General features: G+C 46.6%; 16 protein-coding genes. 13 read left to right on the top strand and 3 right to left on the bottom strand.

Annotated elements, in window-relative coordinates:
* From ABXS75_16810 to ABXS75_16780, 7 genes are all read left to right on the top strand, one after another.
* Entirely contained in the window at window positions 1–1,077 is a 1,077-nt protein-coding gene (locus ABXS75_16810) for an SIS domain-containing protein (protein XCP84689.1), read from the top strand.
* Window positions 1,078–1,132: 55 nt separating this feature from the next.
* Window positions 1,133–2,431: a PTS transporter subunit EIIC gene (locus tag ABXS75_16805; GenBank protein ID XCP84688.1), complete on the top strand. Its 1,299-nt coding sequence runs from the start codon at window positions 1,133–1,135 to the stop codon at window positions 2,429–2,431.
* A gap of 106 nt (window positions 2,432–2,537) precedes the next feature.
* The gene (locus tag ABXS75_16800; protein XCP84687.1) at window positions 2,538–2,876 is read left to right on the top strand and encodes a hypothetical protein; all 339 of its coding nucleotides are present in this window, start codon (window positions 2,538–2,540) and stop codon (window positions 2,874–2,876) included.
* A gap of 25 nt (window positions 2,877–2,901) precedes the next feature.
* A complete protein-coding gene (locus ABXS75_16795) occupies window positions 2,902–3,237 on the top strand; it encodes a PTS lactose/cellobiose transporter subunit IIA (GenBank protein XCP84686.1) in 336 nt (111 codons plus the stop codon).
* Window positions 3,234–3,482, top strand: a complete 249-nt coding sequence (locus tag ABXS75_16790; GenBank protein XCP84685.1) for an HPr family phosphocarrier protein — start codon at window positions 3,234–3,236, stop codon at window positions 3,480–3,482. The genes ABXS75_16795 and ABXS75_16790 overlap by 4 nt, the downstream gene beginning before the upstream one ends.
* Before the next feature lie 63 nt (window positions 3,483–3,545).
* Window positions 3,546–5,303: a phosphoenolpyruvate--protein phosphotransferase gene (gene ptsP / locus ABXS75_16785; protein XCP84684.1), complete on the top strand. Its 1,758-nt coding sequence runs from the start codon at window positions 3,546–3,548 to the stop codon at window positions 5,301–5,303.
* Complete coding sequence (locus tag ABXS75_16780; GenBank protein XCP84683.1) at window positions 5,300–6,142, top strand: HAD family hydrolase; 843 nt, start codon at window positions 5,300–5,302, stop codon at window positions 6,140–6,142. The genes ptsP and ABXS75_16780 overlap by 4 nt, the downstream gene beginning before the upstream one ends.
* A 100-nt stretch (window positions 6,143–6,242) precedes the next feature.
* Here the strand turns inward: ABXS75_16780 and ABXS75_16775 are convergent, their stop codons facing one another.
* Window positions 6,243–7,136 (bottom strand): LysR family transcriptional regulator, encoded by an 894-nt coding sequence (locus tag ABXS75_16775; protein XCP84682.1) that lies wholly within the window; start codon window positions 7,134–7,136, stop codon window positions 6,243–6,245.
* Between the two features lie 478 nt (window positions 7,137–7,614).
* On the opposite strand from ABXS75_16775, the gene speB reads away from it, so the two are divergent.
* Together speB and ABXS75_16765 are read left to right on the top strand one after the other, a co-directional pair.
* Window positions 7,615–8,562 (top strand): agmatinase, encoded by a 948-nt coding sequence (speB, locus tag ABXS75_16770; GenBank protein XCP84681.1) that lies wholly within the window; start codon window positions 7,615–7,617, stop codon window positions 8,560–8,562.
* A gap of 221 nt (window positions 8,563–8,783) precedes the next feature.
* Window positions 8,784–10,235: a nucleoside recognition domain-containing protein gene (locus ABXS75_16765; GenBank protein ID XCP84680.1), complete on the top strand. Its 1,452-nt coding sequence runs from the start codon at window positions 8,784–8,786 to the stop codon at window positions 10,233–10,235.
* Between the two features lie 64 nt (window positions 10,236–10,299).
* Here the strand turns inward: ABXS75_16765 and ABXS75_16760 are convergent, their stop codons facing one another.
* A complete protein-coding gene (locus ABXS75_16760; GenBank protein XCP84679.1) occupies window positions 10,300–10,947 on the bottom strand; it encodes a GntR family transcriptional regulator in 648 nt (215 codons plus the stop codon).
* A 315-nt stretch (window positions 10,948–11,262) separates the two neighbouring features.
* On the opposite strand from ABXS75_16760, the gene proC reads away from it, so the two are divergent.
* The 4 genes from proC to ABXS75_16740 all read left to right on the top strand — a co-directional run bounded on the left by proC (window position 11,263) and on the right by ABXS75_16740 (window position 14,734).
* Entirely contained in the window at window positions 11,263–12,057 is a 795-nt protein-coding gene (proC, locus tag ABXS75_16755; protein XCP84678.1) for a pyrroline-5-carboxylate reductase, read from the top strand.
* A 100-nt stretch (window positions 12,058–12,157) separates the two neighbouring features.
* Window positions 12,158–12,754: a helix-turn-helix domain-containing protein gene (locus ABXS75_16750; protein XCP84677.1), complete on the top strand. Its 597-nt coding sequence runs from the start codon at window positions 12,158–12,160 to the stop codon at window positions 12,752–12,754.
* Window positions 12,755–12,850: 96 nt separating this feature from the next.
* Window positions 12,851–13,711, top strand: a complete 861-nt coding sequence (locus tag ABXS75_16745) for a DMT family transporter (protein XCP84676.1) — start codon at window positions 12,851–12,853, stop codon at window positions 13,709–13,711.
* A 504-nt stretch (window positions 13,712–14,215) separates the two neighbouring features.
* Entirely contained in the window at window positions 14,216–14,734 is a 519-nt protein-coding gene (locus tag ABXS75_16740) for a peptidylprolyl isomerase (protein XCP84675.1), read from the top strand.
* A 197-nt stretch (window positions 14,735–14,931) separates the two neighbouring features.
* On the opposite strand, the gene ABXS75_16735 is transcribed toward ABXS75_16740, so the two are convergent.
* The gene (locus ABXS75_16735) at window positions 14,932–15,378 is read right to left on the bottom strand and encodes a VanZ family protein (protein ID XCP87184.1); all 447 of its coding nucleotides are present in this window, start codon (window positions 15,376–15,378) and stop codon (window positions 14,932–14,934) included.
* Window positions 15,379–15,596 lie beyond the last annotated feature (218 nt).

Below are 15,596 nucleotides of genomic sequence, written 5' to 3'. Positions count from 1 at the left end.
ATGATGGGTAAGAGCATTATGTGGGACTATATTGCCGAGGAACCGGAAGTGCTTGAAAAACTTCTGGAAACAGACGAGGTCGTAAGATTCGCCGCCGATGTGGGGAAAAAGCTGGAAGCGGTCTATTTCGTCGCTCATGGGAGTTCCTACAATGCTTCTGTCGCTGTGTCAGATTTCATGGCGAAGTATGGAGGGGTCAGAGTGTATACCTATACCCCGGCCAATTTCTGCTATCATGAGGGCTCCATTGCGCAGGAAATAAGAGAACGGGTACTGGTGGCGGCAATCAGTCAGACCGGAACCAGCAGCGGCGTGATCGAAGCGATGGAGAGCGCAAAAAAGCAGGGCCTTAAGACGCTGGGAATTACCGCTGCAGGGGCGTCTCCCGTGGGAAGCGGGGCGGATTATATGCTGAGCCTTGGATGCGGACCGGAGGACAGCAATGCCAAGACGAAGGGGTATAGCGCCACACTGGTGCTGCTTATGAGGCTGGCGCTGAGTCTGGGGCGCGAAAAAGGCATCATAGATGAAGCGTATGAACTGGAGGTACTGGGAGAACTGAGAGGTCAGATTGCACAATTTCCGTCGCTGACCACGAAAATCTGCAGCTGGTGTGAGAGGAAGCATTACGGAAACCAGCTGAAGGAGCTTTATGTTCTTGGCTATGGCATGAATTTCGGCACTGCTATGGAAGGGCAGTTAAAATTGATGGAGACCATGTGTATTCCGACCATGTTCAACGATATCGGGGAATTTTCGCATGGCATGCATCGTGCGTTAAATGAGAACAGCAGCGTACTGCTCTTTCGGACGTATCATCCGCTTAAGGAACTGACAGAGGAAACCTTCAGGTATTTACAGACGGTTACAAAAGAGGTTCTCATGCTGGATGCAGCCGGAGATTCTCCGGAAGAGGAAAACAGGATTCTGATTCCCGCATGGCCCCTGACGCAGTCGCTTCTTCTTATGACGCTGGCCGTGCAGGTGCTTTCGGTGTTCGCGCCGGAACAGATCGGGGAAGATCCTAACCGGGATGCACATAACGATTTTACCGAGGTAGTGCATACCCGTGTATGATTGGGACTGAGAGGAAAAACAAGGAATTTCACTTTAAAAGTGAGGAGGTAAGTCTATGAAGACAAACAAATTTGAAGCAACAATGGACAAATTCAGTGGCTGGATAGAGCGTTATATCGCGCCGCCTCTGGTGAAAATGGGAAATCAGAGACATTTTGCGGCAATCAGGGCAGCACTTATTCGTACCATTCCACTGATCATTATCGGTTCTCTGCCGCTGATCCTGACGAGTCTGCCGGTGGAGTCATGGGCGAATGCGATGGCGCCGTATGCAGAGAAGCTGAACATTCTTTATACGATGACGATGAATTTTATGACTCTGTATCTGGCAATCTCGCTGGGGTCTGAGCTGGCGCGTATGTATGAGGAATTGGACTCTACGATCGTCAGTATCGTGACTGTGGCATGCTACATTATCACGGTGGCGCCGGTCAATCTGGCGGATGGTACGTTAAATGTTACCGGTTTCTCGGCAAAGGGAATGTTTACTTTATTTGTAGTTGCCATCGTTGTAACGGAGTTCATGCATTTTGCATATAAGCACAATATTATTATCAGACTGCCGAAGTCGGTGCCGTCCGGAATTGCCCAGAGCTTTGCGTCTCTCCTTCCGATGGCGATTCTGCTGGTGGCATTCTGGCTGCTGAGAGTTGTAATCGGATTTGATCTTAATGCTCTTTTGAATACGATCGTATCCCCGCTTCTGGCGGTCACCGATACATGGTACGCTGCATTTATCTGTGCATTGCTTCTGCAGCTGCTCTGGTTCGTGGGAATTCACGGCGGTTCCTTTACCGTATGGGGAGTGATGTATCCGTTCCTTCTGGCAAATATCGCGGACAATGCCGCTGCGGTAGCTGCAGGGGAAGCGATGCCGCATATCCTGACCGAGCCGTTTTTCTATAGCTGGACGATGATCGGCGGCGTTGGAATGACGTTATCACTGGTTGTTCTCTGGATGAAATCAAAGTCATCTCATCTGCGTGAAGTGGCAAGATTATCCTTCCTTCCGGGTATCTTTTGTGTAAATGAGCCGGTAATGTTCGGTGTTCCGATCGTATTAAATCCGCTGATGTTTGTTCCGTTTGTATTTTTAACTTCATTATTAGGAACAATGTATGGTTACATTTTGACAGCAATCGGCTGGATCAGTCCTGCCTATGTGCAGATTCCATGGACGACGCCGCCGCTTCTGCAGCCGTACCTGTCCACCGGCGGCGACTGGAGAAATGTGGTTGCACAGGCAATTTTGATCGTGCTTATGGGAATTATCTGGTATCCGTTTGCAAAACTATATGAGAAGCGTTGTGTGGAGGAAGAAAAGGCAAATCTTGAAGCTGAAGGCGATAAATAGTCTGCTCACATATTCGTTTCAGGTGTGGGAATAATAGAAAAAAGACCAAACAGGGCTGTGGCCGGAGGTTGTCCGGCCTTAAGCCCGTGAAAAGGAGGAAATCGTTATGAGAGAACTACATGCAGTGATTCTTTGTGCATCGGCTATGTCATCAAGTATGATCGTGGAGGCCCTCAAGAAGGTGGCGCCGAAGAAGGGCGTTAATCTTACAGTCAGCTGTTCGGCGAGTCTTCGTTATAGAACCTTTGATTTCGGCGGGCTGGATATCGTCCTGATCGCACCGCAGATCAAGGGACAGATGCAGGACATCAAAAAATTTGCGGCAGAAAAAGGGTATCAGGATCTGCCGTTCATGCTGATTCCCATGAGAGAATACGGGCTGGCCAAAGGGGAAGCGGTTCTGGATATGATGCTGAAAACATTGGAAGAGGCCGGAAAACTCTAAATGGCAGACGAAAGGGGAAATGCATATGAAGATGACGATGGAAGAACTAAACAGTGCCTGTATGGAGATGATCGCAAGCGCAGGGGAAGGAAGAGCGATCGTATTTGAGGCACTTGATGAGATAAATGCGGAAAATTATGCCATGGCTGATAAAAAGCTGACCCAGGCGCAGGAATTTCTTGCCGAGGCGCATAGAATTCAATTTGAAAAACTGATGGCTCCGCAGAATAACGGCGTAGAGATTCCATTTTCTATGCTGCTTTTGCATGCAATGGACATGTCGATGGTCGCAACCTCCGAGCATGATCTGCTTCGAAGCATCGTAAATGCAAGATTAAGCAGAAAGGAAGAAAACGTATGAAAGAAGTAAAGGTTACAGTGAAATTTAAGGAAGGCCTTCACGCCAGACCGGCGGTGAAAATGATTAAGCTTGCTTCTTCTTTTGCTTCTGACGTGACGTTGGAAAAAAACGGAAAAATTGTTCCCGCAGACAGCATTATGGCTGTGCTGGGGGCTTGTATTGTGTGCGGTGATGAGATTACCGTGCGCGCCCAGGGGGAAGATGAGGAGCAGGCAATTCTGGCCATGGAGCAGTATTTTGCATAGAATACCAGGCCGGGAAAGGAACAGTATTTTGCATAGAATACTAGGTCGGGAAAGGAGCATTTTATGAAGAAAATGCAGGGAACAGGCTGTGCGGAAGGCTGCGCAGGGGGTGTGGCATTCGTAAAAAAGGATGACGACATCGTTTTTTCAAATGTTTCCACGGAAGCAGATGGCGCACATGTAGAAGATCCGGAGGGGGAAGTCGCCCTGCTGGAGGAAAGCATGGAGAAGCTGGAGGGGCAGCTGGAGACGCTTTATGAGAAAACGCTGGAGGAATCGGGGGAAGAGGCGGCAGAGCTGATAGAATCCTACCAGATGATCTTGTGCGACAGACATTTCTGGGGTAAAACCAAAGAGATGATCCGGCAGGAGAAGCTGTCCTGCGTTCATGCGGTTCTTCAAACATGCGAGAATTGCCGTCTTGAATTTGAGGCAATGGAAGACGCCTATATGAAGGAGAGGTATCAGGATATTGAGAAAGTCTGCCGGGAGCTGGTACGGCTGGCCGGCCATATGGAAGGAGACTTAAGTGCCGTACAGCTTACCGGGCCGACGATTGTCGTGGCGGATACCCTGACTCCGGTCGATACCGTGAAACTGGATAAAAAGTATTTGAAAGGCTTTGTGACGGAAAGCGGCGGGACGACCTCGCACGCTGTGATTCTGGCGCGTACACTTGGAATTCCTGCGATCGTGGGTGTGAAGGGAATTACGAAGTGTGTGGAAAACGGCATGGAGCTTATCATAGACGGTTCGGACGGGACAGTCATTTTGCAGGCGGATGCAGGCGAAAAAGAAGAATTTGAAAGAAAAAGAAGAGCACAGACAGAGCTGGCAGCGCGTTATGACCGGGAGCCGAAAGGAGAGGCGCGTACGAAGGACGGCTGCCATGTCTATCTCGCAGTAAATTCGGGTGATTCTGATTCGGCGGAGACGCTCGATCCGGACATATGCGACGGAGTAGGGCTGTTTCGCACGGAATTCTTGTATATGAAGCAGAATGATTATCCGGACGAGGAGACTCTGTTTGAAGCGTACCGCGATGTGACAGAGCGGATGAAAGGAAAAGAGGTCGTATTTCGCACGCTGGATATCGGAGGGGATAAGGCGCTTGGATATATGGAGCTCCCTGAGGAGGAGAATCCATTTTTAGGCTATCGTGCCGTTCGTATCTGCCTGGACAGGCCGGAGCTTTTTTCTACACAGCTTCGTGCCATTCTGCGTGCTTCTGCGTTTGGAAATGTAAAAATCATGTTTCCCATGATCACCGGTGCAGAGGAACTGCGCGCGTGTCTTGCGGTTCTGGAGGAATGCAAGAGGGAGCTTGCTAAAGAGCAGATTTCATTTGACAAGGATATAAAGGCCGGAACCATGGTGGAGACCCCGTCTGCGGTCATGGTCCTCGACCAACTGGCCAGGTATTCTGATTTTTTCAGCGTAGGTACGAATGACCTGGTGCAGTATACCATGGCGGCAGACAGGGGAAATACAAATGTGCAGAATTTGTATGATCCATATCAGCCTTCTGTACTGCGCGCGCTGCATCATATCGGTCGCACGGCTAAGAAATCGGGCGTTCCTGTCAGCGTGTGCGGCGAGACGGCTTCAATGCTTCCGATGGTGCCGTTTTTGATTGGCTGCGGCGTGGGGAAACTGAGTGTTGCAGCTTCCGCGCTGCCGCGTCTTAAGTATTTGGTAAGGCGCCTGAATGAGGCAGACTGCATAAAGATGGCGGATCAGGTAATTCAGATGGAATCCGTGCAGGAGATAAAGGAGATTCTTAGCCGTTATGCAGATGGTATGTTAGGAGAAACGTTATGAACATAGAGGATCGTAGAATCAGAATGGTCATGCTGGATATAGACGGTACGATCGTCAATTCTTCCAAATCCAGGACTATGACGGCAGAGCTGTGTGAGGTTATCTGGCAGGTCGTGGAAAACGGAATCTACGTGGGGCTGGCGTCAGGGCGCAATTATGGACATGTGATGTCTCTGATACGCGGAAGTGGTTTTACCGGGCCGTTTATCTGCAACAACGGGGCTTATATTGTATGGGAAGACGAGGTGTACCGGGAAAGACTCCTTCCGGATACGGTCATCGAGGCTGCGTGGGCGCAGGTCAGGAGCCTTAAATGCTATGTTGAGTTTTCCGGAAGAAATGTCATGCACACCTGTGTGGTTCCCGGCTATACCGGCCCTACATTCCCCAAAGTCGGGGAAGATGAATATCTGGATGAGATGGAGTATTCGCAGGTTGATTTTGAAAAGATCAGACGGGATTCTATCAGTAAGATTACGATTGTCGTCGATACGAAGGAAAAAGCGGAGGAAGTCACAAAGTTTTGGACGGAGGGAAGTCTGAAGGATCTGGTATCTTTGTCGCGGTCTTTTTGGTTCTGTCTGGAACTTACACAGAAGGGCGTATGCAAAGGGGAGGGCCTCAAGGAAATTGCAGGGCAGATGGGAATTCCGATGTCGGAGGTCCTGGCGATCGGCGACGGGGATAACGATGTGGAAATGCTGCAGGCCGCGGGCATCTCATTTGCCATGGAAAATGCATCTTACGCAGCGCTTGCCGCGGCGAAATACCGCACGGCTTCGGTGGAAGAAGATGGAGCAAGGCAGGTGCTGGAGAAGTATTTGCTTAAAAGGAAATAGGCTGTAAAAATGCTATAGGCGCTGACATCTGTATTAGGTGTGTCAGCGCCTATAACTCAAATATGAGAGTAGTACTATAACGTCAAATCCAGAAATCAGCTCAGATCTTCAGCTGATTTTTCAAATAATGAATGAATTTTTTCTCACGCACACTCACTTGATAAGACTGGGATTTCATCAGATAAATCCCAATATATTTGTCAAAATCCAAAGGGAGAGTGGTCACTTTGGAGCCTTCCGGAATCGAGATGGAATTCTTCACGACAACGGAGATATATTGACCGGTCTTGACAGTGTCAAATAGTCCGCCGCGGTCGAAAATGTAAGTAATCTTTTCTTCGTCGTTCAACCCCAGGACTTCCAGCCAGTCAGCCGGATCAAAGTTTTCATAGGTGACAATATTTTGATTCGGAAGATCCTGGTAGGACACAGAATCAAGCTGTGCCAGAGGATGAGAGGTGCTCAGAAGGACTTCCAGCGGAATGTGTAGTCTGAGCGGTACCAAATCCATATGGTAGCGGTTGGCGGTAAGCCGATGAAAAGGCTCACGGTCCTCAAAACAATAAAAAATAGCCATGCGGTAGCGTTGTTCTACCACGTCCTGTATGACTTGGATAAGTCCTGTCTCCTTGAAGGAATCCCGGCATCCGATGGCAGGGGACTGATTCAAAAACTGAATGAAGGTCTGCATAAAAAGAGCAGAGTTTGTGCAGGATATGGAAATATTTTCATGATGCTTAAACTGACTGGGAATCTTCTTGATCTTGTTATGTTCCGACAAGATAATCTGGGCAGACTGAATGAACAATTCACCTTCTTGTGTAAGTTCGATTCCCTTACTGCTACGGGCGAAAAGAGGAAAGCCAAGTTCCGTTTCAAGGGCGCGAATCGAGTGGCTAAGATTCGATTGTGAGGTAAACAGATTCTTAGCTGCTTTATTGATCGAGCCACATTTCCAGATTTCCAGAACACATTGTAGATTGTGAAAATTCATGTAATCATCTCCTTCATGGAGGATAGCGTTTCTCTATTTCCCATTTATTATTATATATTTTTTCAATAAGTATATCAAGAGAATAAGCATATGTGTTTTCATTCATATCCCCGCTAATTCCTGTATAACTACGTCTTTTTTCGACATGATAAAATAAACTTTAAGAGTTTAACTGGTTAATAGAGAAAATAATCGTTACAGGCTGCATAAAGCCTGTATTTTTTTTGAATTTTCTGCTCTTTTGTAGTTGGCTGAAAATCAAGGAAATTTATAAATGTCACTAAATATGCGGAAAGTGATACGACATAAATAAAAAAGCAATTATATATTTTTTCAATAAATGAGGCATAGCAATAGATATATACAATTTCATTCATACCCCCGCTATTTTCTGTATAACCACAAAACTGTCAGACATGTTACAATAGGTTTAACAAAAGAGTCGACTCTCCAAAATGAATAATGGAGGTAATTGAATATGGCAGAAGTAAAACAGCCCGCAAGTGCTTTATCATCACCAAGATTTTGTAACATGGGAACATTTATGCGTATGACGAAGGTGGATTCCGCAGAAGGACTTGACTTTGCAATCGCAGGTGCACCTTTTGACACCGCAAGCTCATTCCGTTCCGGTTCACGTTTCGGCCCGAATGCAATCCGTAACATCTCTGCGATGATGAAACCGAACAATGTTATTTTGCAGGTAAACATCATGGAGAATCTGAAAGGTGGCGACATTGGTGATTTCAATGTAACTCCGGGTTACATTCATCCGACTTATGATGCGATTGAAGAAGGTGTTGCAGGAATTCTGAAAGAGAATGCAGTGCCGATCGTTCTTGGCGGCGACCATTCGATTACACTGGCAGAGCTTCGTGCTGTTGCTAAAAAATATGGTCCGGTAGCTCTGGTACACTTTGATTCTCATTCTGACCTGTGTGATGAAGTATTCGGACAGAAATACAATCATGGAACTCCGTTCAGACGTGCAATCGAAGAAGGACTTATCGATCCGGCACACTCAATCCAGATTGGTATGCGTGGATCTCTCTATGATCCGAACGAGCACAAGATGGCAGCAGAGCTTGGTATGCTCCTGATTCCGGCACACAAAGTTCGTGAGATGGGATTTGAGGCACTTATTAAGACGGCTCTGGAGCGTGTAGGCGACAAACCGGTATTCCTGACCTTTGATATTGACTTTGTTGATCCGGCTTACGCACCGGGAACTGGTACACCAGAGGTTGGCGGATTTACATCTTATGAGTCTCTGTCTTTAGTTAGAGCAATCAAAGATATGAACTTTGTAGGATTTGATATTGTTGAGGTTCTGCCTTCTTACGATTCAGGAGAAGTGACAGCTTACCTTGCTGCAAATATTGTATTTGAGTATCTTTCCATTCTTGCTGCAAAGAAGAAAAAATAAACTTTTGCAGTCATGTTTCGTAGGTTAATATGCCGGAGAAGATAATTGTCTGGCACCATACATAAGCGAAGGGCGGATGAGCCTTCGACTGGTGCCAGATGTACTTAAGAGAGGGTTTTAAGGAGCACTAAGCCCGGTACCTTTGATTCGGTTGTATTGGGGAATGACACGGCAAAGGTGCCGGACTATGACATTTTTGCCGTGTGGAAATGGAGGGTGGAATGGAAGAAAAGAAAAAAATGATTAGCGTAGCAGAAGTAACAGATCCGGATATGACATCGCCCGAGCTTGACTATGTGGAGCTTGACAGTGGCAGCAGGACGAAGGGGATTATCCTGTTCCTGATATGCTCCATCATCGGTATTGCAGTCTTTTTTGGACAGGTGAATGGAAGTACCATTTTTGGACTTATTTATAACGGATTTGTAGATTTGTTCGGACAGGCAATCTACTGGATATTGACCGCAGTAATCGTTGGGAATTTTGTCTGTCACATCTATTTTAAATACATCGATAAGGGCAAGACAAAGAATGCTTTTGCAGATGTGTATGGAAATGATACCGTAGTTCACACGGTGTTATATGGTTTAGGTGTTGTTTATATCGTGATCTACACTCTGTGGGTAGTGCATGGTATGAATATGCCGGAGATTATTGTAAGTGACGCGACAGGCGGCAATGTAATTCCGCCGATTGTAAAAGGTGTGTTTGGTATTCTTCTGGCAGGCGCGGTATTTATGCCGTTTTTGCTGAATTATGGTATTCTGGAAATTATCGGAGCATTGCTCGAACCACTTATGAGACCGCTCTTTAAGGTTCCTGGAAAGTCTGCTCTTGATGCGACTGCTTCATTTGTAAGCTCGTCATCACTTGGAGTTCTGATCACGAACCGTCTGTGGAAGAACAATGTATACACGGAGAAGGAAATGGTAGCAATCATGACCGGATTCTCCGCAGTGTCGATTGGATTTGCACAGCTCGTTATTGATACGGCGGGCATGGGAAGTCATTTCTTCAAGATTTATGCACTTAGTTTTGTGATGGTATTCCTGATTGAGATGGTTACGGTGCGTATCCCGCCGATTTCTAAGAAGAAAGATGTTTATCATAATGGAAAAGTACAGACAGAAGAGGAACGTAAGGAAGGTTCCCGCTATTCTGTAAAGACAATTCCGTTAGGTATTCAGAGATCCATTAAACGTGCGGCAGTTGCCAACAGTGTGCCGAAAAATGTAGGGCTCAGCCTGAAAGATAGCGTTCTGGTGCTTCCTCAGGTGCTTACGATGTTGTCCGCAGTCGGTGTGTCTGCTATGATTCTGGCAGAGTATACTCCGGTATTTAAGTGGCTTGGTTATATTTTCCAGCCGATTTTGATGGTATGTCAGGTTCCGGATGCAGCAGCGATCGCTCCGTCTATGCCGGTTGGTATTGCGGAAATGTTCCTGCCGGTTCTGGTTATGAACAGTACAGCGGCAACAGTGACGATTGGTATGCAGGCAAGAGCGTTCGTATGTCTGGTATCTATGTGTCAGATTATTTTCTTCTCTGAGACAGCGACAGTTATGATGGCGACAAAATCACCGATTAAATTCTGGGAGATTATTGTATGCTTCTTAGAGAGAACGATTATTGCGATTCCGATGGCGTCGCTTATTGTTAATTTCCTATTTTAGTTTGAGATAGAAAAATAGTTGATTTGAAGAACACTTTCAGGAAAAGAATCTGAAGGTGTTCTTTTTAGGTGCGCTCTTCTTTCAGAGCGCTGTCCTTTCCTATCATAAAATGATCTTCTACTAAAATGTCAAATGCATGTTCAAAATCATTTTTGCGCATGTATTTGACCATTTTTTTCAGGTTGGCATTCGTGGAATCGATATGCATGCCGCCCTTTATGGAATAAAGTCCGATTCGAATCAGTTCGGATAAATTGGATTCGTAAAATCTGGTGATCCGCTCGTTATCGAAAATGCTTACGATTTCCAGATGCATGTTAGTATCTGCCATCTCCCAGGCGTAGGGGTCGCCGGATACCGCACACATGTGAACGAGCTTTTCCTCGATACGATAGGAGTATTCTTCGGCTCTGCCGCTGTCAAAGATTTGTTTGAAGGCGGCTCCTTCTAAAAGTTCGCGTAACTGATAGATGTTCCGGATATCTTTGTCGGAGATTTCTTTTACTCTCATAGAACGGTAAAAATCACTGACGATCAGTCCCTCGGCCTGAAGCATCTTAAGAGCAGTGCGCACCGGATTACGGCTCATGCCCAGCTCCTGAGTGAGCTTGGCTTCGGTAAGCGGCATTCCGGGCGGATAGGTCAGATTCAGAATATTCTGTTTGATAATCGCGTATGCCTGGTCGGCGAGAGAGGTCTTTTTTGGTTCCATCGGTATTCCTCCATATATTTGTTACTGTAAAAATTGGTGGTGGCACATCGTCTTTGCGAACAGTATATCATAAATTGAGAAATTTTAACAGTGACAAATTGTATACAATTATACGTGGATTATCGACAGAAATGCCCAGGTTTTTGTGTTGGAAATGTTGACTTTATAGCGCGGGAGTGTTACATTGAAGACAGAAAGAATTGTATACAAATTTTAAAATTGTATACAATAGAAATGGCTCTTCGGATGGTCGTAAGATGGAATTTAAAGACGAATCGAAAGCGCGAGAAAAGATATTTTCAGGAGGACAAGGGTATGAAGTTGGGATTTATCGGATGTGGTAATATGGCAGGCGCAATGATGGGCGGTATCATTGCAAATGGTATTTTTAAGCCGGAGGAGATCATCGGATCAGATGTATTTCCGCAGGGAAGAGAACATGTTCAGAAAACTTATGGGATCCATGTGACTGAGAGTAATAAAGAAGTTGTAGAAAAAGCGGAGGTCGTGGTACTTTCTGTGAAGCCGCAGTTTTATGAGACTGTTATTGCCGATATCAGAGACGTAGTAAGACCGGAGCAGATTATCATCACGATTGCGCCGGGCAAGACCCTTAGCTGGCTTAAAGGACAGTTCGCAAAAGAGGTAAAGATCGTGCGCACGATGCCGAATACACCGGCTATGGTGAGTGAAGGTATGACCGGAGCAGTGCCGAATGAGTACATGACGAAGGATGAGGTTGATTATGTATGCCGCATTCTTTCCGGTTTTGGACGGGTAGAGATTATTACGGAGCAGCTTATGGATGTGGTAGTATCTGTAAGTGGAAGCTCTCCGGCCTATGTATTCATTTTTATCGAGGCTATGGCTGATGCGGCGGTTGCGGAAGGAATGCCTCGTAATCTGGCATATGAGTTTGCAGCGCAGGCGGTTCTGGGAAGTGCGAAGATGGTACTGGCTACCAGGAAGCATCCGGGTGAGCTGAAGGATATGGTATGTTCACCGGGCGGAACGACGATCGAGGCTGTGCGGGTGCTGGAAGACAGAGGACTTAGAAGTGCGGTATTTGAGGCGATGGAAGCATGCACCAGGGTTGCAAAAGGAATGTAATTAAGGTATACTACTTGGTAAGGCTTTTGAAATGATAGAGAATGTTATGCGGCCGGGTGCGTTTTGCACGCGGCCGTATTTTTTACAGCAGGAGGTAGTGATGGCTGGGAAACCAAGTGTGAAGAATAGAATTGTAGATGCAGCATGGAAATTGTTTTACGAAAAAGGATATGATGATACGACGGTGGAGGATATTATCAAACTGTCTGATACGTCAAAGGGGTCTTTTTATTATTATTTCGGCAGCAAGGATGCTCTGCTTGATACGCTTGCCACGATTTTGGATGAGAAGTATGTCGAGATGGAGAAGGAGCTTGAAAAACAGCCGGAGATGGATAGTTTTGATAAGTTGATGTATCTGAATTATCATTCACATTTGTTCATGGAGACGAAGATCGATATGTCACTTCTGGCCTCCTTATATTCTACCCAGTTGATTGCGAAGGGAGCGAGAAATCTGCTGGATCAGAACCGGACCTACTACAAACTGGTGAACCGGATCGTGGAAGAGGGACAGAGACGCGGCCAGATCGGCAGGGAAAAATCGGTGTGGGAGATCACCAGGTATTATTCTATTTGTGAGCGGGCACTGGTCTCGGATTGGTGTTTGAATCGGGGAGAGTATTCGCTGGCGGAGTACAGCAGGGAATATATGCCGATTCTGATGGAGCATTTTCGGGTCGGGAAAGAGGCGTAAATACCAGCCTTTGCGCGTACAAAAAGACGATGCAAGAAAGTAGTTTGCAGGAGTAGGCGGCCGCTTTCTGAAGGAAACAGGAGAGAAATGTATATTATGGAGAAAAGTGAGAATAAAGGACTGATATCCGTACATTTAGCGGTACTATTATTTGGGGTAGTCGGTCTGTTTGCCAAATTAGTGGACTTGCCGGCGGTCATTATCGTATTGTGGAGGGTGATATTTTCCTCCGCGTTTTTGTGGTGTTTTCTGTTTTTCAGGAAACAGAAGATCCGGCTTTGCTACAGGAAGGATTATTATCTGATGATAGGAGCCGGGGTGATCCTGGCGGTTCATTGGACCAGTTATATGCAGGCGATCCAGAGCTCGACGGTAGCGGTGGGAATCCTGGCATTTTCGACCTTCCCGCTATTTGTTACTTTTATGGAGCCTTTGGTGTTCCATGAGAAATTGCGGGGCTTTGACCTTGCGTGTGCGGTGGGAATGCTTTTGGGAGTGGTTCTTATCGTGCCTGAATTTGAACTTGGAAATTCGATGACACAGGGAGTGCTGTGGGGCGTTCTGAGTGCATTTACCTATGCGGTATTGTCGCTGATGAATCGGGGATTTACCAAGACTTATCAGGCGGCAGTGGTTTCATTTTATGAGCAGATCAGCGCCTCTGTCGTACTGTTGCCGACCATGTTTCTGCTGAGACCGGTAATGACAGGGAAGGACTTGGCGGTGCTGATGGTTTTGGGTGTGGTATTTACGGCTCTGGCGCATTCGCTGTTTATTAATGGACTTAAGACAGTGAGGGTGCAGACTGCCGGGATCATTTCCGGTCTGGAATCGGTGTATGGAATCGTGAGCGCGTTTCTGTTCCTGGGGGAGATACCGGGGAGGCGCGAGATGATAGGAGGGATCGTAATCCTGGGGGTGGCGTTTCTCTCTACGGTGAAGAATGGAGAGAAGTAAAACATTGCTGTTGCAATTTGTGGGGTTTCTGATTTGATGTTGTAGATAGAACGGCCGGGGTGAGAAATACCTAAAAGAAAATATTGCCGGATATGAGAAGTTATGCTATGATAGGCGCATGGAAAACCAGAGAGCCAGGCGGCTTACCCTTCATTTATTGGAGGGCCTGCCCTCCAGACGAAAGAAAGGAGGGATTGCCAGTGATTACATATGAGGATTTTTTCTTGTTTTGTACATTCATTGTTGCCCTTATTAGTCTGTTTTATCAGATTCTTAAGGATAGAAAGTAGCCGCCAACTATTCGCAGTAGCTGACGGCTGACATCATAAAGATGTAAAGTTGTAAGTTATTTAGGGTAGCCGCTTCTCTGGTTTTCCCTTTTCTACTTAAAATATAGCACATCAGCAAACAAGGCGCAAGAAATTTTGCGAAATATATTTACGAAATGGACAAGTTCCGTTACAATAGTGGTATTGAAATTATGGCAGAAAAGGAGATTTTAATATGGCAAATCCAATTGTAACATTTGAAATGGAAAACGGCGATGTGATGAAAGCAGAGCTGTATCCGGAAATTGCACCGAACACAGTAAATAATTTTATTTCTTTGGTGAAGAAAGGATTTTATGATGGACTCATTTTCCATCGCGTTATTCGTGGGTTCATGATTCAGGGAGGCTGCCCTGACGGAACCGGAATGGGTGGACCGGGATATTCGATCAAAGGGGAATTCCGTCAGAATGGGTTCGCAAATCAGCTTAAGCATGAGCCGGGCGTGCTTTCTATGGCACGGGCGATGCACCCGGATTCCGCGGGATCCCAGTTCTTTATCATGCATGAGACTTCTCCTCATCTGGATGGAGCATATGCTGCGTTCGGACAGGTGACTGAGGGAATGGATGTGGTAAATAAGATCGCAGAGACGGCCACAGATTTCAGGGACAGGCCGCTTGAGGATCAGAGGATGAAGAAGGTTACGGTTGAGACTTTTGGGGAGGAGTATCCGGAGCCGGAGACTGTGTAAAAAAGGAATATTGGAGAAGGGATGCCGCCGTGCAGATGCTTGGCAACCATCTGCACGGCGGCTGACGTTTCTGCAATTACGGTAAAAAGACGAAGAAGCACCAGTGTGTTATAGAAGAGATTTCTCTTGGTTAAGGCGTAGGCGAAGCTGAACATCAGGGTCTGCTTCGCCCAGAAAAAAGCAGGAAGCCCTGAACGTTAGGACTTACCTGGTCTGGATATTCCAAAATGTATGTGGTGCCGGAGCAGATGGAGGCAGATGAGCGCAAGGGCGGCTCCGGTGCTGTCGATGAGGACATCGCGGACGGAGGGGCCGCGGCCGGCAACGAAGGATTGGTGATACTCATCTCCGGCGGCGAAGAGGACGCAGAGGGCGAATGTGGTAAGGAACAGGGAGCGTCCTTTCAAATCGTGAACATGGCAGGGAAGGGCTATGGAGAGGGCGAGCAGGAAGTATTCGGTCATGTGCGCCAGTTTGCGGACGGGGAATTCTATTTTCTCTGCATAGATATCAAGTTCTGTTTCAGACAGGTGAGCACCAAGGAGCCCATCGCCGATCTGGACGATTTTATAGCTGATCTTAGAACTTAAATTTCCTGAGGTTTCTCCATTTTGGGAGGAGAAACCGAAAATGAGCGCCAGCATGAGGAGGGCGGGAAGGAAAGATAAGGGTTTCAATAATTTCTTTCTCATTGTAATCTCCATTTTTATAATTTTTGCTTGTTAGGCATGCCAGAGGCAGCCCAGCGTATCGGGCGTATAAAAATTGCGGGGTACGTTCTTTTGGACCCAGCGTATGATTTAACGAGAACATTATGGCATGATTTGGGGACAGTGTAAAGGTTTTTCATGTTACTGTTTCT

The sequence above is a fragment of the Roseburia hominis genome (assembly GCA_040702975.1).
Taxonomy (GTDB): domain Bacteria; phylum Bacillota; class Clostridia; order Lachnospirales; family Lachnospiraceae; genus Allocoprococcus; species Allocoprococcus hominis_A.
This window is presented reverse-complemented; position numbering and strand designations above follow the sequence as displayed.

What these genes read in the sequence shown, in the direction of transcription:
- ABXS75_16735 (XCP87184.1), bottom strand. Translation starts at nt 15,378, where the DNA reads ATGCTGGCGCTCATTTTCGGTTTCTCCTCCCAAAATGGAGAAACCTCA.
- ABXS75_16765 (XCP84680.1), top strand. Translation starts at nt 8,784, where the DNA reads ATGGAAGAAAAGAAAAAAATGATTAGCGTAGCAGAAGTAACAGATCCG.
- ABXS75_16780 (XCP84683.1), top strand. Translation starts at nt 5,300, where the DNA reads ATGAACATAGAGGATCGTAGAATCAGAATGGTCATGCTGGATATAGAC.
- ABXS75_16795 (XCP84686.1), top strand. Translation starts at nt 2,902, where the DNA reads ATGAAGATGACGATGGAAGAACTAAACAGTGCCTGTATGGAGATGATC.
- ABXS75_16775 (XCP84682.1), bottom strand. Translation starts at nt 7,136, where the DNA reads ATGAATTTTCACAATCTACAATGTGTTCTGGAAATCTGGAAATGTGGC.
- ABXS75_16750 (XCP84677.1), top strand. Translation starts at nt 12,158, where the DNA reads ATGGCTGGGAAACCAAGTGTGAAGAATAGAATTGTAGATGCAGCATGG.
- ptsP (XCP84684.1), top strand. Translation starts at nt 3,546, where the DNA reads ATGAAGAAAATGCAGGGAACAGGCTGTGCGGAAGGCTGCGCAGGGGGT.
- ABXS75_16745 (XCP84676.1), top strand. Translation starts at nt 12,851, where the DNA reads ATGGAGAAAAGTGAGAATAAAGGACTGATATCCGTACATTTAGCGGTA.
- ABXS75_16800 (XCP84687.1), top strand. Translation starts at nt 2,538, where the DNA reads ATGAGAGAACTACATGCAGTGATTCTTTGTGCATCGGCTATGTCATCA.
- ABXS75_16790 (XCP84685.1), top strand. Translation starts at nt 3,234, where the DNA reads ATGAAAGAAGTAAAGGTTACAGTGAAATTTAAGGAAGGCCTTCACGCC.
- ABXS75_16805 (XCP84688.1), top strand. Translation starts at nt 1,133, where the DNA reads ATGAAGACAAACAAATTTGAAGCAACAATGGACAAATTCAGTGGCTGG.
- ABXS75_16760 (XCP84679.1), bottom strand. Translation starts at nt 10,947, where the DNA reads ATGGAACCAAAAAAGACCTCTCTCGCCGACCAGGCATACGCGATTATC.
- speB (XCP84681.1), top strand. Translation starts at nt 7,615, where the DNA reads ATGGCAGAAGTAAAACAGCCCGCAAGTGCTTTATCATCACCAAGATTT.
- proC (XCP84678.1), top strand. Translation starts at nt 11,263, where the DNA reads ATGAAGTTGGGATTTATCGGATGTGGTAATATGGCAGGCGCAATGATG.
- ABXS75_16740 (XCP84675.1), top strand. Translation starts at nt 14,216, where the DNA reads ATGGCAAATCCAATTGTAACATTTGAAATGGAAAACGGCGATGTGATG.
- ABXS75_16810 (XCP84689.1), top strand. Translation starts at nt 1, where the DNA reads ATGATGGGTAAGAGCATTATGTGGGACTATATTGCCGAGGAACCGGAA.